We start from the raw sequence: 26,124 nt of genomic DNA, 5'->3' as shown, positions 1-26,124 counted from the left end.
ATATACAGATAATGTTAAAAAAACAGTTAATGAAAAGATTCTTAGGAGAAGAAATCCCAAATAACCCCAAAGCGAATAACAGCATCTCTATATGGATAGCTTGGTGCCGAGAAATAATTATATCCCGAAAACGAGGAGTTGAAATGTTCGTATTTAAGAAACACTCTAAAAGTCTTGATTTTCGCGTTAAGAAAGAAATCCATTAAAGGAAAATCACCAATCTTTCTCTTATCCTGAACATAAAACTCACCCAGTAAAGGGTTGTAATCATTAGCATAGTACTTAGTAAAATACTGGAAAGTAACACCGGTTTGGATAAACAAAGCTTTTTTAAATAAGTGTTCAGAAAAATAGAATGTATTACGGGTAATAAAATCAGGCACGTTAAGTATTTTATCACTTTGGGTAACATTTTGATAAAGCACTGTATTATCCAGTCCAAACTTCCCAAACTTAAATTCTTTGGCCGCCTTAATGGAAAGGTAGTTTATAGTACCGTCATACTGTGTAGGGCTAACAATAACAGGTTCAATCTCATCTTCATCAAAAGCCACTTCATTCCTTTCAAAATACAAATGATCATTAAGTACAGTATACTGCATGGAAGCATCAAGCCATTTGGTTTTTGCTTCAAACTCAAAACTGTTTATTTTTTCATTCTTAAATTCATTGAACCAGTTGTAGTCTATATAGCCACTTTGATATAGCCTGTAATTAAGATTCGGCAGTTTGTTCATGTTTTGATACCTAAAACTTAAAACATTCTTTTCATCAAAAGTATACCTGGCCGATGCCTGGATATTAGCCAATGACTGATTAGTTATAGAGTTTGAAAATAAAACAGAACCCTTAAGTTTATCTTTATGATAAGTATAGCGCGCACCATATGTATTAATCCTGTCATTAATAGCGTTTGGTATAAAATTGTCACCAAAAATGATTCTCTTATAAAAGTAATTATAGGTATAATCTTCAAGATAAAACTCAATCATACCAATATCCTCATTGCTGTAAGCAGCTCCAAGCATATTGTACAACCTGTTATAACGGGTTTTATTATTAATGTATGAAGTATAAAAATCACCAAACCTTTGGTTTGCCGTAGGCTGAGTATAAAGGAATGATTTATTCTCATAATTAAACTGATGATGAAAAACCAAACTGTTTGGATTCGATTTACTTAACCTAAAAGTATGATCTACAAAAAAGCGATTACCTTTCATTAAAGATGTTGCATCTTTATTATAAACATCCAGTCGTTCCCTATCTGTATAAAGTGGCTCACCACTTTCAAAAAAATCAACATCAGTAATACCTCCGTTCTCCTGATTGGAAATATCCTGACCTGTAAAATGTAGTTTTAAAACATACCTTTTATCAGTAGTATTATAACTGGTTATAAACCTAAAATTTCCGTTACTGGAAATAGAATTTATATACTTACCTATTGAACGTATTCCTTTATATGCTACAGCAAAATTTAAGTTATCTGAGGTATTAAGAGTAACTAAGGCATCCATTATTTGCCCTTGTGACAAAACTGATTTATAAAACAAATCAGTATATGGTGTAGGCACATGATAATAGTTTATATCATTAACCTCCATATAGGCTGCGTGTTTTGCTTTAAACCCGAAATCCGGAAAAGCATTATATTCAGTAAGCCCATAATCTAACACATTATACGTTTGCCCTTCATTAGGGAAAGCTAATAATCCAAAATTATCTTTCCTTAAATAATTAGCTTTATAATCGTTTTGAACAGTTAACGTAGTATCTACATAAGTAGTATCTCTGTCAATAGTAATTATCTTATACATATCAACTGTAGCTATCGAATCTGAAACTTTACTTACTGAAGATTTGATAGTCGAAGTATTATTATCAGACTGCATCGAAGCCCCCTGCTGGCTTGTAGTGGTTAATTTAGGTTTTACAGTTCCTTTTTCCCTTATTTGCGAAAACATCACCACAGGAAAAAAAAACAACAACAAAATGAAATGCTTCTTCAACATTGAATATTTGGAATTTCTGACAAAGATAATTTTTTAAAGATATATAAACATATAAAAAAACCCGCTATAAAGCGGGTTTTTAACTTATATAAAAAAGTTTTATTCTATTACACTATATTATTGCTTAGTTAATACAAGACTATTATTAGCATAAAGTGTAGTAGCACTTCTTAATCTAAAGTTAAGAGAAAGAGTACCTCCATTTAAACAAGTAGAAACACCATCGTTACCTTCAACATAGATAGGTGTATTACCATTAGTTAACAAGAAGTTACTTTCATAATCTGGCCAAGTAACACTTCCATCCTCATTAACATAAATAGTAGTTTGAGAACTAGCATCAATGCCATAAATATTACTAACAATTAAAGAGTTTGCCTCTGCACCTAGAGTTACGTTACACTGATACTGATCTTCACCATCTAGTAAAGCATTATAAGTACCTACCATTGAACTTAAATCATAAGCACCTACAACAAAATCATGAGTAGCAATATCGTTATCTTCAAAACCTACAGTAACATTAGCATTACTTGTAGATGTTAAAGTTACTCTGAATTGAGAACAAGAAACCTGAGCTGAAGCAGGAACCGTAAAAGTGATGTTAGCACTCAACTCTCCTTTTGGCACGTATACAGATCCAGGTATGTTTATAAATGATGATGAGCCATCAATATCTTCAACTGTATAATAAACCGTTAATCCTTCATTTACAGGATTATTAACTGTTGCATTACCATTTAAATCTATTATATCAATAGACTTGATTGAAACAGGAATTGAAGCAGTTATTGTAGATTTAGTACCCTGAGGTACACTAGCATAAGTCGCTCCGTTGCTTTCAAACTGAACCCATCCTGATGCTGAATCGTTACCGAATTTATCGGCATTAGGATCATGGTAATCACAGCTAGTTAAAGATATAGCTGCAAAACCTAATAAACCACATATAAATTTTTTCATAATTTAAATTTATTTATTTTACTATATCTTAATTAGTTTTTAGTTAACATAAACGAACTTTGATTTGGACCATACCCACAAGCGTTGGTAGTGTTCTCAAGAAAGTTAACATTAATAGTCGAATCATCTTCTGTATTGTAAGGAGCACGATTATCAGTATCAGCAGGTCCCCAAGTAAATTGAAGATCACCATCGTCATTACATCTAAGACCTGTTTGAACAACACCTCCTAAATTAACATAATCACACTGGAAGTTTAATCTTACAGTTCTTGAAGAACCAACATAACCAGGATAAGGGTTAATATCAAAAACACGCTCATAATCATTATCTCCTACAGAAAGCGTAACATTTGAATCATCAAAAATTACAGGATCTGTAAACATTGACTCTACTGCAGAAGCAGTATAGCTACCAGTAAATTCTGAAAGAAGAGGACAAACTTCATATACTCTAACCTGAGCTTCACTAAAGCCTAGAGACTCTCCATTAAAATTTGTATCAGGAATTTTAATTGTGAAGTCTTTGATTTCCTCATCAACAAGGTTATTATCCTGACCGGTAATACTCATAGTACCTACATACTCACCTGCAGGAATAGTTAATGTAGCAGGAACGTTGTAAGTAGCGGCATTAGCAGTACCTGCAATTACTTCAATATTGTAAACTCTGTCTGAATTAGATAAAGTACTTGAGGTAAAAGTAATAGTAGTAGCACCATTTGCATCTCTTTCCACAGGTAATGAGTAAACATCACTTGAGAATGATAATAGAGTAACATTTGATGGGTCTTCACCATTGAAAACCGTTGGCTCAACATCATCACACGAAGCAACGATAGCAGCCAGACAAAATATTTTTAATAAATTCTTCATACTCTTTTTTTTTAAATTTTAGTATCCAGGATTTTGCTGTATAGTAGGGTTTGCACTTATTTCCGAGTTAGGAATAGGCAAAGTAAACTTATAGCTCGTTGGAGCTAAATCACAGTCTGCACTAAATGAAGCACAGTCTACACTTTCTCTACTAACACCAACACCAATTTCAGTACCTATTCTCTTTAAGTCAAGATATCTGTGACCTTCAAAAGCAAATTCTTTTCTTCTCTCAAGTAAAATATCCTGTAATGCAGCATTTAAGTTAGCATAAGTAGGTAGAGTAGCACTACCACTAAGTAACCTAGAATCTCTTACAGCCTTAACCGTAGTAGCTGCAGCACTTAAGTTACCTGCACGTGCCTGAGCTTCAGCTCTGATTAAATACATCTCTGCTAGTCTGAAAACCTTAACGTCATTAATAAATGCATTATCACTAGACCCCAAGTACTTACCTTGAAGAAGAACGTTATCCGGAGAGTTAAAACCTTGAATAACACTTTGAGTGTGAATAAGGATATATCTTCTGATATCAGTAGATGATAATGTATTGAATAAACTGTTAGAAACTTCAAAGAATGGACTTCCGTTAATACCAGCACCATTTGCAGAATATAGACTCATAATCTGACTATCACCCTGGCGACGAGAAAGAGCAAAAATCAACTCTGTTGCTTCAACATTATCTTCTACATATAAAGATGTTAAATCATCTGTATCTGAAAGACTGTAAGAACCTTCTATATCTACTCCGTCAATTAATTTATTAGCATTGTTTAAAGCAGTAGTGTAATCACCTTCAAACAAAGCGACTCTAGCTTTCATTGCTACAATTACATCAGGATTAACGTAAAACTTCTGTTCTCCGGCTGCTCCTGCATAAGCATCAACAGTATCAAAATCAGCCCCCATTAAAGAAGCTGCTTCTTCTAGGTCATTATTGATGAATTCAAAAACTTCACCTACAGTATTACGAGGAAATACATCCAGTACTTCAGGAACAAAGTCCATAATGATAATACCAGGAGCAGTTAAATCTTGATAATCTGAAACGAAATATTGCATCATTTCAAAGTGACAAAATCCTCTCATCGCTAATAACTGAGCTTTAATTTCTTCAGCCTCTACTCTTTCCTCAGCAGTTTCCAGTGTTGGGTATATTCTATCCCAAGCTCTAAGAACCCTGTTTGAAAAGTTAATAACCGCATATCTTCCTCCCCATAATGTTGTTGGAAAGTTACTTCCCGGTTGAAGGATAAAGTTATAAGTTTGGTTACCCTGACCTGAGCTTGCAAAACCTCTCTTTAAGTTATCAGTAAAAAGATCATTAAATAAAATCTGATCTCCACTACCATTACCTCCAGCATCTGGGCTGTACGCTGCATAAACTCCATACAAACCGGTACGTAAATCGGTTATTGTCTGAAATGCAACTTCTTCGGTTAATTCTGACTCCTGAACTATATCGGTAGCATCTTCACAGGAAGTCATCCCTACGATAGCTGCCAGTAAGCTTATTCTTAATATTTTTTTCATAGTTGTCTTTTATTAGAAATTAATTACAGCTCCAAAAGTATAAATCTTAGGAGTTGGATAGTTACCCCTGTCTGTAGAACGGAAACCAGCTTCAGCATCCCAACCTCTGTATGAAGAGAAAGTTAAAAGATTCTCTCCCTGAACATATAGTCTTAAACCTGAAATTGGTAAATCACGTAATAACTCATCACTAAATGAATAACCGAATAAAACATTTCTAAGTCTTAAGAAAGATGCATCTTCTAAATATCTATCAGTTGAATTGATATAATCTACTGCACCATAAGCGTTACCTACTCTAGGAACAGATGTTATATCGCCTACATTTTGCCATGCTGTAGCTGTACTTGCTACCCTGTTAGAACCATCACTAATCACACTAGTTTCTTCTAATTCAGCATAATCAAGGTTGTTTCTGTAAAGATCAGCAAAGTAACTCCATTGAGTACTAAATTCAAAACCTTTATATTTCACAACAGTACCAAAACCACCTTGCCATGCAGGGTATGTAGATTTACCTGTATCAACCCTATCAGAATCATCAAGAGTTTCAGTTAAACCACCATCTGCAGTATAGAATAAAGGATTACCGTTTGCCGGGTTAACACCTGCATATTTAACCACATAGAAAGTATTAAATGCAGAACCTTCAATTAACGAAGTAGAACCATTACTAAACACTAAACCATTGTAACTATCCGGTAAATCCCTGATAAAGTTTTTATTATATGAAGTATTAGCATTAACAAGTATTGTCCAATCTTCATTACGGAATACATTATACTTTAAAGTAACCTCAACACCTTTGTTCTCCATAGAACCAATATTAGTATTGATAGCTGCAGTAGCATTAACAGGAGACACAGGAGTAGTTTGGAACAGGTCTGTAGTACGCTTTCTATAAACATCTACACTACCTGAAAGTTTATTTTCCCATACACCAAAGTCAACACCTATATTAGTTTGAGCTGTTTGCTCCCATCTTAAACCAGTGTAACCAATTTGAGTTGGAACTGTACTTATAGATCCGTCGTAATTACTACCTACTCCATATAAACTACGAGTTAAGTTTAACGAACTATATTGAGCATTACTTATACGCTGGTTACCAGATGTACCGTAAGAACCTCTAATTTTAAGATCAACACCTTTAAAATTATTTTTAAAGAAATCTTCCTGATCAATATTCCATCTAGCACCTACAGACCAAAAAGTACCCCATTTGTTATCATCAATGAAACGGAATGAAGCATCACGTCTTACAGTTGCAGTAACACCATATTTACCTTTGTAATCGTAATCAAAGTTACCAAAGTAAGAGAATAACCCTTCAGACACTTTAGTTGACCCAACAGTTGGAACATATGGCTGACCATCTCCTTCAACTACAGTACCATCAATAAATGCTGCTCCTGTACCAACTAACCTTGGATCAAGACCACTTTGAGCGAAGTTAATACCATCTAAGTGTGCTTTATTATACTCAACAAAAACAGTTGCATCAATTGTATGATCTCCAAACTGATTGTTATAGTTTAATCTTGCAACAGAGTTAAATCTAAAATCTCTACTGGTTGATTCACTATGAATACCTCCGTATTGAGCATAACCTTCAGAACTTGTTACCTGGAAAGGACCTAAAATACTGTTAGGATGTAAGATTTCAAGAGCTCTGAAACCAGAAAAATCAATACCCATCTGGAAACCTGCAGTAAGGTTTTTAGCAAAATTCCAATCTGCAGCAAAGCTGGAAAGAATTTTAATTTCGTCCTCAACATCTGTATTCATATGAACAGAGTTAAGTAGTACATAAGGAGCTTTATCTACCGCAATAGAAGAAGGATCTCCATAAACAAGACTTCCTGTATTTGTTACACTTCCATCAGCATCATATGGAGATAAATATGGTAAACCATGTAAAGCAGCTCTAAAAGGAGCAAAGTAAATAGCATTTGAACCAGCACCATCTACACCATTTGATCTAGAAAAGTTACCACTAAAGTTGAATGAGTAATTAAATTTACCATCCTCTGATTTACCAGAGAAGTTATTTCTAACACTAAAACGTTTAAAGTTTGTATTGATAAAAATACCATCTTGCTCAAAGTAACTTAAAGAAGTAAAGTTATTTGTATTCTTTGAACCTGTAGTAATAGCCAAGTTGTGAGACTGAGTAACACCTTTTCTAAAGAATATATCTGACCAATAAGTATTGTTTTGCTTAGAAAGTAAATCAATCTCAGCATCAGACAAAGAAGCTCCAAAACCATCACCAACTCTTTTCTGGAAGCTTAGCAACTCTTTTGAGTTCATTAACTCCATATTTAACGGCTGAAGTTCACTGTAACCAAACTGTGATGTATACCTAAACTCCATCTTCTCATCATAACCACCTCTTTTAGTAGTAATAACGATTACACCATTAGCACCTCTATTACCATAAATAGAAGTTGCCGCAGCATCTTTATAAACCTGAACAGAAGCAATATCGTTCTGGTTAATACTTCTAAAACCATCTTCATCTACCGGTACACCATCAATAACAAATAACGGCTCTACGTTACCATTAATTGTACCAATACCGCGAAGAATGATTGTACTATCAGCACCTGGTTGCCCAGATCCTGTACCAATATTAAGACCAGCTATCTGACCTTGTAAGTTTTGAAGAACAGAAGCATTCGCTCTATCCTCAATAGCCTCAGCTGTAATACCAGCAACAGCCATAGCTGACTTTTCCTTAGTTATACTACGGTAAACGTCTTTTACAACTGTAGTAAGTACTGTACCACCTTCTACAAGTGTAACACTATAAGAATTTTGCGCCCCAACCTGAACAGTTTGGGTTTCGTATCCTACAAAAGAAAACTCAAGAGTTTCCCCTACATTAACCTTGATAGAGTAATTACCATCAATGTCTGTTTGAGCACTACGTTGAGTCCCTTTTACAAATACGCTAGCGCCTGGAAGAGAGCCGGTCGCATCTGACACCGTACCACTCACTACTTTCTCCTGCGCAAAAGAGAAATTAATTGTCAACGCCATTAAAAGCGTCATAATCCAAGTAAACTTCGATCTCATACTTTATTAATTTGAGTTAGTTAACCGCAAACTTCTTAATAATTTATTAATAAAACAAATATTACTTCGGAATAATAATGTTAAATAGACGCAAAATTGCATTATCAAGAATTTGCTAATCATATAGTTATTAGATACCTTTTTTGTTAAAAGGTTGCGTAGGTTTTTTGTAAAAACAAAAAAAACTGCCTAAAAGGCAGTTTTTCAGTTGTTAACATATTTTTAACCTGTTAAATAAAATATTATTTAACTATTACTTTTTTTGTTTCTGTATAACCATCATAATTGATGTTTAAAACATACATACCCGCATTAAGAGAAGAAACATTTATAGTACTAACTACATAATCAAATTGTCTTACAATACGCCCCTGTAAATCATACATAACAACACTCCCCTCAGATGGCTGACCTAACGACCCCATATCAATATTAATAACATCAGTAGCAGGATTAGGATAAATAGCCACCTTGTTAAATTGATTATCTACAACATTTAGTTCATCTGTTATACCGTTTACTACTAACGAATAAGCCTGAGAACCTCCACTAAGACTACCTTTATGTTTAATTTCAATAGTATAAACACCAGGAGTAACATCAGTCACCTCAACATATTCAACATTATCCCTATCATTATCACCTCTTACAGCAGGTGTTAACACATTATTAGAAAGCATCCACGGATATACAGGAAATACATCTCCCACTTTTTTAACCGTTACATCAATATCATTAACAAGTCTTGGATTATTTTGGTTCGCCTGCTCCAAAGTAGCACCTGCAGGATCTGTCCAAACAACAGTTACCTTTAAAGGCTGGATTCCCTGCACAGTTACCTGCTTAGTATATGTACCTCCATTATTTAAAACATTCTCTTCTATAAGCGAGCTTACTCCATTATTATCAATAACCTCTACTGCTCTTTGAGCATTGATTAATCCCCAACCAAACTTATGATCCGGACCATCCCAAGAACCCGCTTCATCTGCAGTATTAATCATCAATGCTTTAAGAGTAGCTGCACGCATGTACTCCTCATTAGTATCATAATAATGTTCCTGTAACAAAATAAGAGTACCCGCTACACCAGGTGAAGCCATAGAAGTACCTTGTAATGTAGCATAACCACTACCACCACCCGCAGTAGGATATGAAGAATAAACACCTTCACCTTTCATAGCAATATCCGGCTTAACCCTCTTATCATCCGTTGGACCATAACTACTAAAAGAAGTCATCACAATATCATTAGTTTCACGATCTGCAAGAACATCTCTTACACCCTTAACCGCCGCAACAACAATAGCATTTTTAGATGTTTTATTACCAATAAGCAAATCACTGGTTTCACCCGTTCTATCATTACCGGCAGATATTACAGCCTGATAATAAGGAGCTGCATAATGAATAAGATCCCACGCACGGCTTTCACTAGAGTATGCTCCAGGCATCCAGCTTGCTGCATTCTCTAACGGTATACCATATGAGTGGTTAGAAACAAGAAGCGCAATATTTGGATCTGTTGCAGCACTTAGAGCCTCATTATTATCAAAAGAAGCTTCATAAGCTAATAAGTCTGCCTGATATGCAAGTCCTCTGGCACCAATATCACCATCACCAGACCCAATAAGAGTACCGGCAACGTGTGTAGCGTGACCCGAAGCTTCAAAATCCTCTTCGTTAAACGCAGCATTATCACCTATAGTAACTCTACCAACTAACTGCTCATGATCATCTAAACAACCTTCAATTTCCCACATCCCAAGAAGCATACCCGAACCATTAAGGTCAAGACCCATATCTCCTCCGGTTCTAATATGTGTAACCATCGAAGTCGCCGCACTACTTTTTTGCCCTAAATTATTATCAGAAGCCTTGTAAATAGGTTCATCATGAGAGGTAACACCCATTAAACGTGCAACAACACCATTTTTATTAGTAACTCTTAACGGCCAGCCATTCGCTTCCGCTAATTCAAGAGCTCTCTCATAACTTCTCAAATTCTCCTCTTCAAGCCCTTCAATTACTTTTTTAACTTCAGCCTGATTGTAGTGGCTAACTATCTTAGCTCTTTGCTCTGGCGTACTTTGAGCTGAAGCAGAAAAACCTGCCATTAACCCGATCGACAAAAGCATTAAAGCTGATACAGTATTTTTTTTCATAACTGTTTTAAAAATTTAATAATAAACAACCAATAGACCTTTTCTTTACAAGAATCTCAAAACCAAAAGATTTCAAAACCTTTTTTAAAAAGAAAAGCAAAAATATAAATAATTAGAAATTAACCTATATTAATTTTAATTTTAACGTAACTAAATTACATTTGCGTATAATTTTATACGTAAAAAATACATTTCCCGATTTATGTTATCCCTAAAATTTTCAGAATTCTCTTTAGAAACCGGCACCGATGAAGCCGGTCGCGGATGTCTTGCAGGGCCGGTAACAGCAGCTGCAGTTATCTTACCTGATAATTTTGAACTAAAACTCCTGAACGATTCTAAGAAACTTAACGAGAAAACAAGAGATCAACTAAGACCAATTATTGAAGAAATGGCCTTATGTTATCATGTTACAAATATTGAGCCAGAGATTATTGACGAAATAAATATATTAAACGCCTCAATAAAAGCAATGCAAAACTGCATTACCAAACTAACCCCAACACCGGAATACATAATAGTTGACGGCAACAGATTCAAACCCGTAAACAACATACCTTACAGCTGCATCGTTAAGGGGGACGGAAAATACCTTAGCATTGCTGCAGCATCAGTACTTGCAAAAACCTACAGAGATGAGTACATGAACAAAATTCATGAAGAATTCCCTATGTATAACTGGAAGAAAAACAAAGGCTACCCTACTATTGAACACCGTGAAGCCATTAAAAAATATGGCATAACAAAATACCACCGTAAATCTTTCAGGTTATTGCCCGATCAACTTGAAATTAACTTCGAGATTTAATTAAACCCTCAACAATACCTCTTCTTCAGCATTAACTATCTTTGCTGCAAATAGCTCTGTAAAATATTTCAGTATTTTCTGTTTAATTTCCTCTTCATCCACCTTATCTACTCTTAATTCTACATTAAGAGAAGTTACAGCCTTATCTTTTATCCCACAGGGTATTATATTATCAAAATACCCTAAATCAGCATTCACATTAAAAGCAAAACCATGCATGGTTACCCAGCGTGAAGCCCTTACCCCCATAGCACATATTTTACGGGCAAACGGAGTACCCACATCAAGCCAAACTCCGGTTTCTCCTTCACTCCTAACTCCCTCAAGACCATAATCTGCCATTACCTTTATAATCACGTCTTCTAAAAAACGAAGATATTTATGTATATCGGTAAAAAAGTTCTCTAAGTCCAATATAGGATAACCTACCACCTGACCGGGCCCGTGATAAGTTATATCACCACCTCTGTTTATTTTATAAAAAGTAGCTCCTTTATCTGCCAGTTGTTTTTCATTAAGCAATAGGTTTTGCATATCTCCGCTTTTACCTAATGTATAAACATGAGGATGCTGCGTAAACAACAGGTAATTTGGCGTAGCATCATTTTTTTCCTCACGCCTGTTTTTCACCTTTACATCAAGTATACCGCTAAAAAGGGTTTCCTGAAAATCCCAAACCTCTTTATAGTCTTTCATTCCTAAATCAAGGAACTGCACCTGCTTATTCATAGCTGTAATATCTAATTCATTACAAAATTACAAAACTTCTCGCGGTTTAACCCTATAAAAAAACCGGACATCTATTAAGTCTGTCCGGTTTAACAATATCATTTAAATCTCTATTAAAATTTAACTTCAAGCCCCATATCTTCCGGCTTATCAAAATAATCCAACAAAGAGTATGTAACCGTTACCGTTTTTTTATCATCGCTTATCACTGCCGATTTATCTGAAACAGACTTCACGGGTTTTGGGAACTGATAAATAACAGTATAGGTAGACTCTTCAAACATCGATTTCATCATCTCTTCACCCGCTGCATCTTCATCACTTTTCTCTTCCTCTTTTGCTTTAGCAGGCTTTATGGTTTTTACAAACTTCTTACCATCATAAAAATACTTAACATCAGACTCTTTTTTCTCTAAACTCATTCCCGATGGAGCGCCACCTGCCTTATTCATCTTATTAAGCTCACTAAAAGCCTGCATGATATCGGTAATATCTTCTGCCTTTTGAAAATCGGTAAAAATATCCATCTTGAATTCAGAAGTTTTAGGATCCATCATCATATGTACCTTAAAATTCTCAAGCTTTTTTAACCTCTCCTGATCTGCCTTCGGCAACTTCGCTATACTATCTCTTTTCTCATCCAGAATCTCTTTAAAGGTAAAAGTAGAATCTTTCCTCTCCCCTCCATCTTTAGCCAATTCCTCTCCGGCCATAGCCATCAACTGAGACGCATCTACCTCCAGGCTCATTTGCCCACTCCCGTCATCTTTAACTGTAACTCTTTCGGTAAAATTACACGATGTGGCAAACATCAGCATTAACAGGCTAAGCCCGTAAAAAAATCTTGTTTTCATAATTGGTGTTTGTTTTGTTAATCTTAAGTCAAAGATAATATTTTTAAAACCTAACAAAAAGCACTGATACAGTTAAAAATGCAAATTGATTATTTATTAATAATCACTATCTTTGCGGGCTTAAAAAAACATTAATAACATGCAGCTTTCAGAACAAGAAATCATTCGTAGAGAAAAACTGGACACGCTGAGAAACCTCGGCATCAATCCGTATCCCGCTAACCTATTTCCTGTAGACCACACATCTAAACAGGTGAAGGAAGATTTTGCTGAAGGCAAGAAGGTTGTTATTGCAGGCCGTGTGATGTCTTTCCGTATTCAGGGAAAGGCTTCTTTTGCCGAAATTCAGGATAGCGAAGGACGTATACAGATATACATAAACAGGGATGAAATTTGCCCTGGTGAAGATAAAACCAAATACAACGAGGTATTTAAAAAACTTATTGACCTTGGTGACTTTATAGGCGTAGAAGGCACGCTTTTCACTACTCAGGTAGGAGAAAAATCAGTACGTGTAACCGACTTCTCCCTGCTAAGCAAAACTCTTAGACCGTTACCAATGCCAAAAACAGATGCTGACGGTAAAGTATATGACAGTTTTAATGACCCTGAACTTCGTTACCGCCAGCGTTATGTAGACTTAGTGGTTAACCCTCAGGTGAAAGAAGTATTTGTTAAGAGAACAAAACTTTTTAACGCCATGAGAAGCTTCTTTAACGACAAAGGTTACTTTGAAGTTGAAACTCCAGTATTACAGCCAATACCGGGTGGTGCTGCCGCAAGACCGTTTGTTACTCACCACAACTCTTTAGATATTCCTCTATACATGAGGATTGCTAACGAGCTTTATCTTAAAAGACTTATAGTAGGTGGTTTTGACGGGGTTTATGAATTTAGTAAAAACTTCCGTAACGAAGGGATGGACAGAACCCATAACCCTGAGTTTACGGCTATGGAAATATATGTAGCTTACAAAGACTACAACTGGATGATGGAGTTTACCGAAAACCTGCTTGAGCATTGTGCAACAGCAGTAAACGGAACTACTATTACCACATTTGGCGAACACACGGTAGACTTTAAAGCTCCGTATGCCCGTGTTACTATGACAGATGCCATTAAACAGTTTACCGGATTTGATATTACCGGAAAAACGGAAGCCGAAATATTTGAGGCTGCAAAAGGCATGGGAATCGACGTAAATGAAACCATGGGTAAAGGAAAACTTATTGATGAGATTTTTGGCGAGAAATGTGAAGGCAACTTCATTCAGCCAACGTTCATTACCGATTACCCTAAAGAAATGAGTCCGCTTTGTAAAGAACACCGTGATAACCCTGAACTAACCGAGCGTTTTGAGCTTATGGTTTGTGGTAAAGAAATCGCCAACGCCTATTCAGAACTTAACGATCCTATTGACCAGAGAGAGCGTTTTGAAGCACAACTTAAACTTGCCGAAAGAGGTGATGATGAAGCAGGTCAGTTTATTGATTTTGATTTCCTTAGAGCTTTAGAATATGGTATGCCTCCTACGTCAGGTTTAGGTATTGGTATGGACAGGTTAATTATGTTCTTAACCAACAACCAGTCTATACAGGAAGTATTGTTCTTCCCTCAAATGAGACCTGAGAAAAAAGGACCTGAACTAACCGAAGACGAAAAGCTGATTACCGAAATACTTAAAGCCAATAATTCTATTGAACTGGGAGCTTTAAAAACCGAAGCCGGACTAAGCGGTAAAAAATGGGATGCTGCCATGAAAGGTTTATCTAAACACGGACTTGTAAAAGTTGTTGTTGAAGGCGATATAAAAACTGTGGAGTTTAAAGGATAATACATCTATTATATATATGTATAAAAAAAGGAACCGATAAGGTTCCTTTTTTTATAAGCTATAGTTAATATTAACTGCCAGCCTGTAGTTGGCTTCCACCTTACCTCCCGTAAGGTTTTGATTCATCGGAACCATTGCATTGACACCTAATGAAAACTTACCCATACCGGCCTCTACCCCTGCCTTAGCAAAAAAGATATCACCTTTAGTATCAGGAACATCTTCACCATACTGTCTGTTTGAAGCATATACTTCACCAGCCACACCCACTTGAGGTACCGTTATCATCTTCTGCCCTTTTATCATATAAAACAAAGTCCCACCATAATTAAACTGGTTACCAAACTGATAGTTTTGATTGTTTTCGGTTTTAAAAGTATAGTTAAGCATGGTATTAAACCCATAATTCCCTTTTTTAAGAATATATTCGGCTGCAAGCATATAATCCCAACTACCTGTACCTAACTGAAAGCTTGGGTTTACACTCCCGTTATTACTTCCGTTATATTCTCCGGTTGGAGCTTTCACTCCTACACCTGCCTGAAGCGTATGTTTATAGTTCACCGTATCTGTTTTGGTTTGATATACCGTATACATACCTAACACCGTAATATCACCTATACCATCAATAGTTTGTTTTCCTGTTGATGGCGCACGGTTATTAAAATGGTACGGCACCAATGCCGTTACCTGAAAATTTCTAAACATCGGAATTCTAGCCCATACCTGCATGGTATTAAAGTTCTCGTCTATCCAGGGGGAGTTATTAAATATACCCTCACGACTGGAGTAGCTTTGATACATATATCGCAAACCAACAAAGTTTTGATCGAGCATAGAACTAAACCCCATACTTCCGCCACTGGCAGAACAGCCACAGGCATCACAAAAATCTTCAAACTCATAAGCATACTGCCTAAAGTTTGGATAAAGCGTATCTCTTACTGTCTCCGCATAAAAACACTGAGTAACCAAAAGCAATACACCTATTATATATTTTTTCATTTTAATTAAGTTTGATAGTAAAACAGAGGATTATTGATATACTCCTCATCAGTTAATGTTTTCAGGAAAGCTACAAGAGCATCTTTCTCTTCCTGTGTAAGCGGGATACCTAAAACGTCTTCATGCCTTAACTCATTGTCCAATGTTTCGGAATCAGTAACCCCGTTAGCGTAAAAATTAAGCACCGACTGTAGCGAGCCAAAGCGACCATCGTGCATATAAGGAGCAGTTAACTCCACATTACGCAGGCTGGGAACTTTAAACTTATACCTGTCGGTCGTAAAACCGGTTACTATTTCCCTACCTAAATCATTAAGATTTGGATTAGGCGGAAGTCCGTTATTCCTGAAAGCACTATCGGTAAACAAATCGGTTTTATGACACATGGCACATTTTTGCTGAAACAGTGCCATACCCTGTTCTTCCTGACTGGTAAAGTCACCTCCCGGTTCATTACGTACATGCTTATCATAACGGGAGTTGGCCGAAACCATCATAGTCATGAACTGCCCAAGCGCCTTTAATATATTACCCGATGAAACCTGTTTATCCTCAAAAGCAAGCCCGAAGAGCTTTACATACTCAGCATCCTGCATCAGCTTTTCAGCTATCCCCTGCAGAGTCTCATCCATTTCCTTTGGATTATGAATAGGCACTATGGAAAGCATCTCGATACTGTTTGAAGCTCCGTCATAAAAATATTCACTTTGGAAAGCCATATTTTGAACCGCCGGAGCATTACGCGTCCCTACCTGATCGTATATCCCGTGACTAAAATCGTGTCCATGATGTGTAAAAGCATACCCTTGCTCATGGCAAAAAGAGCATGAAATAGTATTATCGGCAGATAACCGTCCGTCATAAAAAAGTTTCCTTCCCAACTCAAAGCCTTTTTCTGTAAGCATATTATGGGATACACCCTGTGCTAAGGGTGGAAAATTTGAAGGAACCTGAAAATTCAGTGGTTTATCAACTTCGGTATACTCCTCTTCTTTAGAACACGACACGAAAAAACACCCTATTAAAAAGGTTAGAATAATTGTTCTCATATTAAAAAAGTTAGCCTTGCCATACCAAATACAGCAAGGCATTAACAATTAGTCTTCGTGGCTTGAGTTACCTCCGTTATGAACGTGATCTACAACAAACATATTCAGCGTGTTTTCGGCAATAGTTATAAGATTTTCACCTCCCATAATAGCCGTAGCTGTTTGTGCCTCATTGATATTATCTGCCAGCTTTATTTTGTTTACTCCGTCAAGAATTACATTGGCATCGGTTTTTAGGTGTATGTTAGGCATTTCACCTTCCCTAACTCTTGCAGTAGTAGGCAGTGATAAGGTAACCTCCCTGTAATTATCGGTAGCTGTATTACTCCCCTGATGCACCTGGAAAGCTTTCTCACCATCAACCTCAGGTGAAGTATAAGTCCCTTCAAAATTTATGAAACGGTATCCTGTAGACCATGTCCATGTAAGATTGTATTCTGTAGCTAAATCCCAAAAACTCTGCTGAGCCGTTTCTCCCTGTAGATAACGTTGCTCATCTACACCAATACCAAACTTAAGCTGAGTATAATCTCCGGCTGGTACATTTTCTAAATGAGCGGTTAGTAAGTTTCCTTCGGCACTAATAACAAAATAGCTTTCTTCTTTTGGGTAAGTATATTCAGTACCGTCTGCCTTAATAAGCACTATATTGCTTATTATATAGTTAAGCCTGTTAATTGTTAAGCTCTCTCCGTTAGAATTTGTATAGGTACTCCCCAATATAAGGGCATCACCATTAACACCGTTATCAAAATACAACTCTACATCGCCCGATGTTCCTTCGGCAACCGAAGAAGAATCGTCGTCGCTACTACATGATACAAAAAAGAAAGTAAGTGCCAATATGGCTATGGTGTTTTTTAACTGAAATTTCATTTTAATTTATTTGTTACGTTTATATATGTTTCCCGGCCACGCATAAAAGTACACGCAGACCAATTGCACTACTACAGTTATAACATAACCGCATAGCACCTTAAGCACACACTAAACATATTGTGTTGCCTGATTACATAGTTATTTAACCAATAAATGTGGGCGGATGAAATACAGTTCCTGTATTATTATGAGAATACAGATTTGTATAAGGAATTGCAACTTTCTCTATAGGCTGAAGCACTACAGTATTGAAAGTAAAATCAAATGAATCCTGAAAAAATAATACTTCAGTTTCCTGATGTGAAGTCTTTTTGTTTGATACCGGTTTTTCGTCTTCGGCGGCTTTAGCAAGCTCCTTCATTAAGTGACATTTACCGTTACAGTGAAGTTCGGGCTTTGCTTTGTTTTCACAAAGTTCATTAGCAATATAGTCATAGTTCAAAACATATTCAAAAACCGGTATAAGCGGCTTAAAGAATATTACCATAGAACATATGATTACTAATTTTTTCACGACACAAAAGTACTGCCAACAGACTTATTGAAAAAATTTTCACGCAACATTTTAAACTTTTTCTTTTTAAAAATGTCTTAACAGTATGTAACTTAAAAAAATAAGATTATGAAAACATGGATTTTAGCAGTAGTATTATGTGTTAGCACAGGTGTATTTGCACAACCGGGAAGAGGTGAACATCATGGAGAAAGACAAAAACTAACTGCAGAACAGCGCACCGAACTTCAGGTTAAAAAGATGACTCTTGAACTAGACCTTACAGACAAGCAAAAGGCTGACATACAAAAACTGGTTTTAGACCGAAATAAAAAAGCCGAAACCGAAATGGCTAAACATAAAGCCGACAGGGAAGCAGGTAAAGTGCCAACTAAAGACGAAAGGTTTGCCATGCAAAGCAAAAAACTAGACGAACAGATTGCCATGAAAGCCGAAATGAAAAAGGTATTAAATGACGAACAGTTTGAAAAATGGCAAAAAATGCACGAAAAAAGAAAGGATAATTTTAAAGACCGACGTAAAAACTTAAAAAAAGAAAAGAGAAGATAATTTTTTTTCTGTTAAAGTTTTGAGTTGTTTTATAAATTAATTAGATTTGGCGTACATAACACTAAACAAAAACCAGTTTAATCATGAAAAAAATAATTGCTTTATTCGTTGTAATGCTGGCTTTCGGTCTTAACGCCAATGCCCAGAAAAAAGCTCCGTCTAACCAAGTAGTTGCAACTCAAAGCCAAGAGACTTTCAAAGCATCTGCAGAGAAAGATCTTAAAGCTTTAAAAGAGGTTGTTGCTCTTGAAGGAAATCAGGAAGATGCTTTCATTAAGCTTTTCACTTACAAGCACGAGGTTTTATCTCACGACTTAAGCCAGGAGCGTAAAGATATTTTAGCTGAATCTGTTGAGTCTAAAATTACTTCTACACTAACACCAGAGCAAAACAAAAAACTTGCTGCTGCACCGGGCTTACTTAAAGTTTTAAGTCATTAATAGTATATAAATACTAAAAATAAAAAAGCTCCCTTTTCAGGGAGTTTTTTTATTATAACTCTTTTGCTACTTTTTCAATAGCATTGATTGTAAAATCAAGATCTTCATACGTAAGAGCATCAGTAATAAACCAGGTCTCATAAGCCGATGGCGCTATATAAACACCTTCCTTAAGCAAACCGTGGAAAAACTTCTTAAACGTTTCGTTATCACCGTTCGCCGCCGTTTTAAAATCAGTTACCGGATTAGCATCAAAGTGAACCGAAATCATAGAACCTCTCCTGTTTATAGTATAAGCTAAATTAGCCTCTGTAAGTTTTTCACGAATACCTTTTTCAAGGTAAGCAGTTTTCTCTTCAAGCCTGCTAAATATTGCCTCATCACTATTCAAAGCCTTAAGCATTTCAAGTCCGGCTGCCATTGCTAATGGATTACCCGAAAGCGTACCTGCCTGATATACCGGTCCTACCGGAGCAAGGTAATTCATTATTTCATTTCTTCCTGCAAAAGCGCCTACCGGAAGTCCGCCACCTATAACCTTACCGAAAGTTACAATATCGGCCTTAACTCCAAACAGTTCCTGCGCACCACCTTTTGCCAGACGGAAACCGGTCATAACCTCATCAAAAATCAACAAGGCACCGTTTGCATCACAAACCTCTCTTAACGCCTGCAGGAAACCTTCTGCCGGAGGTATACAACCCATATTACCTGCAACAGGCTCTATGATAATAGCTGCAATCTCATCCTTATTAGCTTCAAACAAATCTTTTACATTTTGTAAATCATTGTATGTAGCCAGTAAAGTATCTTTTGCTGTTCCCTGAGTTACACCCGGGCTGTTTGGGGAACCAAAAGTTACTGCACCACTACCCGCCTGTATTAAAAACGAGTCGGAATGCCCATGGTAACATCCTGCAAATTTTATAATCTTTTCACGCTTCGTATACCCTCTGGCAAGCCTTACAGCACTCATACATGCCTCAGTACCCGAGTTTACAAAACGAATTTTATCAATATTAGGAACCATACTCACTGCCAGTTGGGCAATTTCGGTTTCCAAAGCTGTAGGCGTACCAAACGAGGTTCCTTTTTTAGCTCTTTCTATAACTGCATTTACTACAGGCTCATAGGCATGACCTAAAATCATAGGTCCCCATGAGTTAATATAATCTACTAATCGGTTACCGTCTTCATCATACAGGTAAGCCCCTTTTGCCTCTTTTACAAAAATTGGGGTACCCCCTACCGATTTAAATGCACGTACCGGAGAGTTTACACCTCCCGGAATCACTTTTTCAGCCTCAGCAAACAGCTGGCTGCTTCTTTGATATAACATGTTTATTTAACTTTTAAAATCTGTCCTATAGAAATTGCATTGCTTGATAAATCATTCAATTTCTTAAGCTCGTCTACTGTCAGGTTATGTTTTTTTGAAATGGAATACAAAGTATCTCCCTGCATTACCTTATATGTTTTTGAAGAACGTGAAGGTGACGATGTTTGAGCCACTGCCCCTTCCCTGTTCTTTTCTATTTCTTTTTCAACTTCTCTACGATGCTTGCCTTTTTTGCCTAGTACCTCAGCATCAAAAGCATCAAGGTTATAGCGTTCAATAAGATCAATCAGTTTATTAGGATATTTAGGATCTGTAGCATAACCGGCTTTTTTAAGTCCGTGCGCCCATCCTTTATAATCATCGGGATCTAATTCAAAAAGCGAAGCATAACGCTTTCTGGTAGTAAGGAATAATGAGTGATCTTCATACGAGCCCGCAGGGTCATCATATTTCCTGAAACATTCACCTTTAGCATCATCATCATGATATACTTTATCTCCGTCCCAATCGGTATGGCATTTTATTCCAAAATGGTTATTAGCAGTAACACAAAGTGTACCCCTACCTGCACCAGACTCCAATATACCCTGAGCCAGCGTAATACTTGCCGGTATGCCGTGACGCCTCATATTATCTTCTGCTGTTGATTTGAAGGTATTAATATAATTACTAACCACATCAGCATACACTACTGTTTTTGAGCTGGACTCAAGTGTTTCGATTTTAGATGAATTTGAAGCCGTAGCCTTACGGGAATCAGTAGTACTTATTTTAGACCTTGATTTTTTGTCTTTTTTCCTGTGCTTAGCAGTTCCGTCTTTAGTGGTTTGAATGCGTGATTTGTGTGAGCCGCAGCTAGCCACTAAACCAAGTAAAAATAAAACTAAAATTTTCTTCATCATTTGCATCAGGTTTTAATTGTAAGCAATCCTTTTTTATGTAATTGTTTATTCATTCCGGCTATACCCTGCAGCCCTCCGGTATGTATAACCAGTATACGGGAACCTTCCGGGAAATATCCGTTTTCAATCATATCTATAACGCCAAAAACCGTTTTTCCCGTATACACCGGATCTAAAGGTATATTTGTTTTAGCATAAAAATCATTAATAAAAGCTATAAGGCTTTCATCGGTTTTGGCATAACCGCCAAAATGATAATCCGTTATCAGTTGCCAGTTATCCTTTATGGCAAATTTAGCAATATCGGCAGATAAATCTGCTTTTAAAGCCGGAAACCCAAGCACTTTTTGATGGTCTTCGGCACTATTGGCAATACCCGATATTGTACCACCCGTACCAACAGCACAGGCAATGTAATCAAACTCGGTATCATCTAGTGTCAATATCTCTTCGCATCCTTTTACAGCAAAGTCATTAGTACCACCTTCGGGCACTAAATAAAAATCACCAAACTTCTGTCTTAGAGTCTCAATAAACGTTTCTTCGGTTTTCTGCCTGTAGGCCTCACGCGTTACAAACTCAAATTCCATTCCGCAATCTCTGGCAAAACTCAGCGTAGGGTTATCATTAACCTTTCCGGTAAGCTCTTCCCCTCTTATCACACCCAGTGTTTTAAGTCCGTACTCTTTCCCTGCCGCTGCTGTAGCCGCAATATGATTAGAGTAAGCTCCGCCAAAGGTAAGCATCATGGTTTTACCCTGCCTTTGGGCTTCCTGTACATTGTACTTAAGCTTCCTGAATTTATTACCGGATATATAGGGGTGAAGGAGGTCTTCCCGTTTTATGGCGAGATGTATATTCTTTGGAAATCGAATTTGTACCGTTTGGTTCATAAAACAAAAAAGACACCACAAAATAAGTACAAAATATCTAAAAAACATCATGAATTGTGTTAAACATAGCCTTTTCTAAACTGTATCTTAAAATTTTGTAACTTTGATATACTTTTTACACACATGAAAATGGACTGCTCAAAAGAAATATGTACCCCTTTAATTGCGCGGATATCCTTTCATAAAGTACTGGAAAAACTCGAAGAAATAGCAGAATCGGACGTTGATTACAGATCAGACTACGCTAAAGCCTTACTTAGACACACTGAGCCTTTCCCGGAACTTCGCGAGGGTATTACCGATCTTGCGCTTCTTGAAAAGCACAAGCTACTTATAAAAAACCTGCTGGCCGACCTATTCCCGACAGCCCTTACTCATAATGAGATAAAAGCGGCTGCAATACCTTTTTTCAACATCACCTTTAACCATACCGAACGTTTTAATAAAATACTTGAAAATGCCGGTGAGGATTTTGACATTGAAATAAGAAACTTTGACGACCATCAGTTTTATGTTTTTTGCTGTTGTTTAATTTTAAACATGTATTATGGCTATAATTTTGACTTCAGCAAGCCTTTGTTCTACGATATACCTGATGCCGAGGGTATAATGAAACATTACCGCATATTATATAATGCGGATTTCCTTGAAATTATCCCTACAGACAAAGCCATAAAAATAACACAGGAAGATGTAGATATACTTATAGATAATTTTGACAACCTGGAGTTGTGGAAAGAGAAATTCCCGCAAAACAGCTGGATCTCTAAAGGTTTTGGTATAATATCGCTATTTGACGCTACTGTAGAGAATGCCATATCTAACCTTAAATCTAACCTTTTATTACCTAATGAGTTTAAAGAAGTAATTAAGGATGATATTGAAAGCATTTTTAAGTCGATATACAAAGTACCCGACCTGAAAATCGGTTTTACCGAAGTAAACGAAGACGATCAGGTTTTCACTATGGCATCCTTTAAGGATGTTAAAAGTCACATTCTTAAAGATTGTGAGGAAATGAACTGTAATAAACTGTTTTGTGATTCTACCCTGAAAAACATGATGGGAGAAAAACAACAGCTCATCATATCTGATGTAGAAGCTTACAGAACTAATAATCCTGAAGATACACGTTTTGCCGACAGGTTACTGGAACAAAATATAAAAAGCTGCATACTGGCTCCTATCATTAAAAACGACAGGATGTTGGGCTTTATTGAGCTTGTTTCTTCTAAACCAAAAGAGCTTAATAGTATTAATGCCATTAAACTTAATTACATACTCCCGTTCCTTACCGACACACTTGAAAGATATTACTCTGAGCTTCAAAACGAAATTGATGCTATTATTCAAAATGAGTATACCGCAATACATAATAGTGTTTACTGGAAATTTAGAGAAGAAGCACTTGCACATATTAAGGCAGGTAACAATCCTGACTTAGCCTACAAAGAAATCATCTTTAAAGAGGTATATCCTCTTTACGGACAAATTGACATTAAAGGCTCATCTACAGCACGTAACGAATCGACCGAGAAAGACCTTATTCGTCAGATTGAAAAACTAATTGTGCTGTTCCGTTTCATTAATGAGATCGAGAAGCTTCCGCTTATCGAGCAACACACCTATGAACTGGAAAAAATACAGGACGATCTTAAGCATGAGCTTAAAGCCGATACCGAAGCGGTAGTACAGGGATATATAATTAATGAAATCCATGTACTGCTTAAACATTTTGACACCACTAATGCCAAGATACACGAAAGGATTTCAGAATATTTTGAAAGCCTTGACGGTAAGGTAAAAATGGTTTATGAAAACCGTAAGGACTTTGACGATGCCCTTTCTGTAATCAATAAGAAAATGGCCGAGGTGCTGGACAAAAAACAGGCCGAAGCCCAGTCATTCTTCCCACATTACTATGAGCGCTTTAAAACCGATGGTGTAGAACACAACCTGTACATAGGCGCCTCTATAGCCCCTAAACTGTCTTATAATCCGTTATACCTAAACAACCTTAGGTTATGGCAGTTACAGGCCATGTGCGAAATGGAAAATGAATACCATAAACTTCGCCCTACCCTTCCATATGACCTTGATGTCACTTCACTGATACTGGTTTTCAGTACCCCTATATCAATACGTTTCAGGATGGACGAAAAACGTTTTGATGTAGACGGCACTTATAATGCCCGCTATGAGGTGGTTAAAAAACGTATCGACAAGTCGTACATTAAAGGCACTCAGGAAAGGATTACACAGCAGGGCAAAATCACTATAGTGTACTCCCAAAAACAGGAAGAAGCCGAATACAGGAGATACATTAAATACCTGCAGCATAAAAATATGCTGGGCAAGACCATTGAAAATTTTGAGGTAGAAGACCTACAGGGTGTTACCGGGCTAAGAGCATTAAGGGTAGAAATCATTTATGATGAAACCGACGCATCGGGAACATACAGTTACCAGGACCTTTTAAAAGAAATGACTACGAAATAATTTTACGCTACATCATTTTAAACGCATATATAAACAAGCCTACCGATACTATTATCCCAATCATGAAAATAGTGTAGGTTATTCTTAAAAGCTTGTACTTTCTGTGGAGTACCTTCCCCAGAAAGTACAGGTCTTTTATCATAGAATTATACAGATAATCCCTGTCTTTCATTAACTCATTTACTGCCCACTCATACTCGTCAAGAGGCATTTTATAGAAATTACCAAAAAATAACAGATTTACCTTTTTATCCTCAATATCCTTACGGGTAAAAGTACCACTGGTCACCTTAGGTCTTGTAGAGAGTATAGCAAACACAATAGAAACCACTGCAAACAGCATCATTACCAGTGTAGGTATAATAAGATGGGCATTGTTAGGACTATCAAGTTTAGGAATTAAGGTAGAAAGTGAAATGGAAATAATAATCGCATTAACCGAAAGCAGGATATTCGCCTTACTGTCGGCTATATCACTTAATCGGGTATGATTATTAAGTGTCACCCTAAACATGGTATCAATACCACGCTCAGGCCTATCCAGTTTTTCCAGTTTTTTCTGATTTATTTTTTCTTTAGCACTCTTTTTATTGCCTTTTTCCAGCTTGTTGATTACGTTTTGCAGTTCTGTAATATTAGCTTCTTTTAACGGCTGAAGTTCCCTTTGGGCATATGCCGTAAAAAAGCGGTGTTTGTTTAGCAACACTCCCCTGTTTATGGTAGCCCATTCTAAATCAGTAAAGCTTTTATTGTGGGTTAACTTCCATTCGGCCCTAAGCAGTTCTGAAAGCCTGCAGTAATCCTTATCTGCAAAATGCGAACAATCAGCATCCTTAATTATTTTCTCTAAATGGTTTTGGGGTTCAACGCCAAGCTTAGTTACCTTAATAAGCGACTGTATTTTAGCTATTTTAGTTTCGTCATACCCATTCTCCTTTAAAAAAGCTTCAGCTATTTTAGCACTCTCTTCCTCATGACCCAAGTCGCTCACAATGTAGCCTGTATCATGAAGCCATGCTGCCAGCAAAAGCAGTTCTTCTTCCTCTACGGTTACATTTTCATTACCGGCAATAACCTCTGTATTGTTTACTACACGTAAAGTATGGATGAAATTATGGTAAATATAATCGGGAGATAGTTTATCTTTGAATAAGTTAAAAACGTAGCTTTCGGCTTTTTGGACAACATTCATAAG

General features: G+C 36.7%; 21 protein-coding genes. 5 read left to right on the top strand and 16 right to left on the bottom strand.

The genetic code is table 11. From position 1 onward, the window contains the following. Positions 1–41 precede the first annotated feature (41 nt). The 6 genes from Q763_RS14210 to Q763_RS17565 form a co-directional block, all read right to left on the bottom strand. Positions 42–1,967, bottom strand: a complete 1,926-nt coding sequence (locus Q763_RS14210; RefSeq protein WP_232297530.1) for a putative porin — start codon at positions 1,965–1,967, stop codon at positions 42–44. 165 nt (positions 1,968–2,132) lie between these two features. Next, positions 2,133–2,978, bottom strand: coding sequence for a hypothetical protein (locus tag Q763_RS14205; RefSeq protein ID WP_035135464.1), 846 nt, complete (start codon positions 2,976–2,978; stop codon positions 2,133–2,135). Between the two features lie 32 nt (positions 2,979–3,010). Beyond that, complete coding sequence (locus tag Q763_RS14200; RefSeq protein ID WP_035135462.1) at positions 3,011–3,853, bottom strand: hypothetical protein; 843 nt, start codon at positions 3,851–3,853, stop codon at positions 3,011–3,013. An 18-nt stretch (positions 3,854–3,871) separates the two neighbouring features. Continuing rightward, positions 3,872–5,389, bottom strand: coding sequence for a RagB/SusD family nutrient uptake outer membrane protein (locus Q763_RS14195; RefSeq protein ID WP_035135460.1), 1,518 nt, complete (start codon positions 5,387–5,389; stop codon positions 3,872–3,874). Between the two features lie 12 nt (positions 5,390–5,401). After that, complete coding sequence (locus tag Q763_RS14190) at positions 5,402–8,470, bottom strand: SusC/RagA family TonB-linked outer membrane protein (RefSeq protein ID WP_035135458.1); 3,069 nt, start codon at positions 8,468–8,470, stop codon at positions 5,402–5,404. A gap of 242 nt (positions 8,471–8,712) precedes the next feature. Continuing rightward, complete coding sequence (locus tag Q763_RS17565) at positions 8,713–10,635, bottom strand: S8 family serine peptidase (RefSeq protein WP_084596076.1); 1,923 nt, start codon at positions 10,633–10,635, stop codon at positions 8,713–8,715. A gap of 202 nt (positions 10,636–10,837) precedes the next feature. Between Q763_RS17565 and Q763_RS14180 the strand changes: the two genes are divergently transcribed. Continuing rightward, positions 10,838–11,443: a ribonuclease HII gene (locus Q763_RS14180; RefSeq protein WP_035135457.1), complete on the top strand. Its 606-nt coding sequence runs from the start codon at positions 10,838–10,840 to the stop codon at positions 11,441–11,443. On the opposite strand, the gene lipB is transcribed toward Q763_RS14180, so the two are convergent. Both lipB and Q763_RS14170 read right to left on the bottom strand, forming a co-directional pair. Next, complete coding sequence (lipB, locus tag Q763_RS14175) at positions 11,444–12,172, bottom strand: lipoyl(octanoyl) transferase LipB (RefSeq protein ID WP_035135455.1); 729 nt, start codon at positions 12,170–12,172, stop codon at positions 11,444–11,446. 113 nt (positions 12,173–12,285) lie between these two features. After that, a complete protein-coding gene (locus Q763_RS14170; RefSeq protein WP_157499452.1) occupies positions 12,286–13,026 on the bottom strand; it encodes a hypothetical protein in 741 nt (246 codons plus the stop codon). 139 nt (positions 13,027–13,165) lie between these two features. Between Q763_RS14170 and lysS the strand changes: the two genes are divergently transcribed. Then, positions 13,166–14,860 carry a lysine--tRNA ligase gene (gene lysS / locus Q763_RS14165; protein WP_035135453.1) on the top strand — a complete coding sequence of 565 codons (1,695 nt, stop codon included), beginning with the start codon at positions 13,166–13,168 and terminating at the stop codon, positions 14,858–14,860. Positions 14,861–14,911: 51 nt separating this feature from the next. Here lysS and Q763_RS14160 read toward each other — a convergent pair whose 3' ends face one another. From Q763_RS14160 to Q763_RS14145, 4 genes are all read right to left on the bottom strand, one after another. Then, a complete protein-coding gene (locus Q763_RS14160) occupies positions 14,912–15,865 on the bottom strand; it encodes a transporter family protein (RefSeq protein ID WP_035135451.1) in 954 nt (317 codons plus the stop codon). Between the two features lie 5 nt (positions 15,866–15,870). Further along, positions 15,871–16,914: a cytochrome-c peroxidase gene (locus Q763_RS14155; RefSeq protein ID WP_035135450.1), complete on the bottom strand. Its 1,044-nt coding sequence runs from the start codon at positions 16,912–16,914 to the stop codon at positions 15,871–15,873. 48 nt (positions 16,915–16,962) lie between these two features. Further along, positions 16,963–17,790 carry an MbnP family protein gene (locus Q763_RS14150; RefSeq protein ID WP_035135448.1) on the bottom strand — a complete coding sequence of 276 codons (828 nt, stop codon included), beginning with the start codon at positions 17,788–17,790 and terminating at the stop codon, positions 16,963–16,965. Between the two features lie 145 nt (positions 17,791–17,935). After that, positions 17,936–18,307 carry a hypothetical protein gene (locus Q763_RS14145; RefSeq protein ID WP_232297529.1) on the bottom strand — a complete coding sequence of 124 codons (372 nt, stop codon included), beginning with the start codon at positions 18,305–18,307 and terminating at the stop codon, positions 17,936–17,938. A 108-nt stretch (positions 18,308–18,415) separates the two neighbouring features. Here Q763_RS14145 and Q763_RS14140 point away from each other — a divergent pair, with 108 nt between their 5' ends. Both Q763_RS14140 and Q763_RS14135 read left to right on the top strand, forming a co-directional pair. After that, a complete protein-coding gene (locus Q763_RS14140; RefSeq protein WP_035135446.1) occupies positions 18,416–18,856 on the top strand; it encodes a hypothetical protein in 441 nt (146 codons plus the stop codon). An 83-nt stretch (positions 18,857–18,939) separates the two neighbouring features. Continuing rightward, the gene (locus Q763_RS14135) at positions 18,940–19,296 is read left to right on the top strand and encodes a hypothetical protein (RefSeq protein ID WP_035135444.1); all 357 of its coding nucleotides are present in this window, start codon (positions 18,940–18,942) and stop codon (positions 19,294–19,296) included. 52 nt (positions 19,297–19,348) lie between these two features. Here the strand turns inward: Q763_RS14135 and hemL are convergent, their stop codons facing one another. From hemL to Q763_RS14120, 3 genes are read right to left on the bottom strand one after another with little or no spacing between them, the layout of a single operon-like run. Then, complete coding sequence (gene hemL, locus Q763_RS14130) at positions 19,349–20,635, bottom strand: glutamate-1-semialdehyde 2,1-aminomutase (protein WP_035135442.1); 1,287 nt, start codon at positions 20,633–20,635, stop codon at positions 19,349–19,351. 2 nt (positions 20,636–20,637) lie between these two features. Next, positions 20,638–21,537: a glucosaminidase domain-containing protein gene (locus Q763_RS14125; protein ID WP_035135557.1), complete on the bottom strand. Its 900-nt coding sequence runs from the start codon at positions 21,535–21,537 to the stop codon at positions 20,638–20,640. Between the two features lie 5 nt (positions 21,538–21,542). Beyond that, positions 21,543–22,430: a 1-aminocyclopropane-1-carboxylate deaminase/D-cysteine desulfhydrase gene (locus Q763_RS14120; RefSeq protein ID WP_035135441.1), complete on the bottom strand. Its 888-nt coding sequence runs from the start codon at positions 22,428–22,430 to the stop codon at positions 21,543–21,545. Positions 22,431–22,553: 123 nt separating this feature from the next. Between Q763_RS14120 and Q763_RS14115 the strand changes: the two genes are divergently transcribed. After that, entirely contained in the window at positions 22,554–24,929 is a 2,376-nt protein-coding gene (locus Q763_RS14115; RefSeq protein WP_035135439.1) for a GAF domain-containing protein, read from the top strand. A 7-nt stretch (positions 24,930–24,936) separates the two neighbouring features. Here the strand turns inward: Q763_RS14115 and Q763_RS14110 are convergent, their stop codons facing one another. Then, a complete protein-coding gene (locus Q763_RS14110; RefSeq protein ID WP_035135437.1) occupies positions 24,937–26,121 on the bottom strand; it encodes a Pycsar system effector family protein in 1,185 nt (394 codons plus the stop codon). Between the last annotated feature and the right edge of the window lie 3 nt (positions 26,122–26,124).

The organism is Flavobacterium beibuense F44-8 (genome assembly GCF_000769915.1).
GTDB classification, from domain to species: Bacteria; Bacteroidota; Bacteroidia; order Flavobacteriales; family Flavobacteriaceae; genus Flavobacterium; species Flavobacterium beibuense.
Note: the sequence above shows the minus strand (reverse complement) of the source record. Positions and strands in the feature narration are given on the sequence as shown.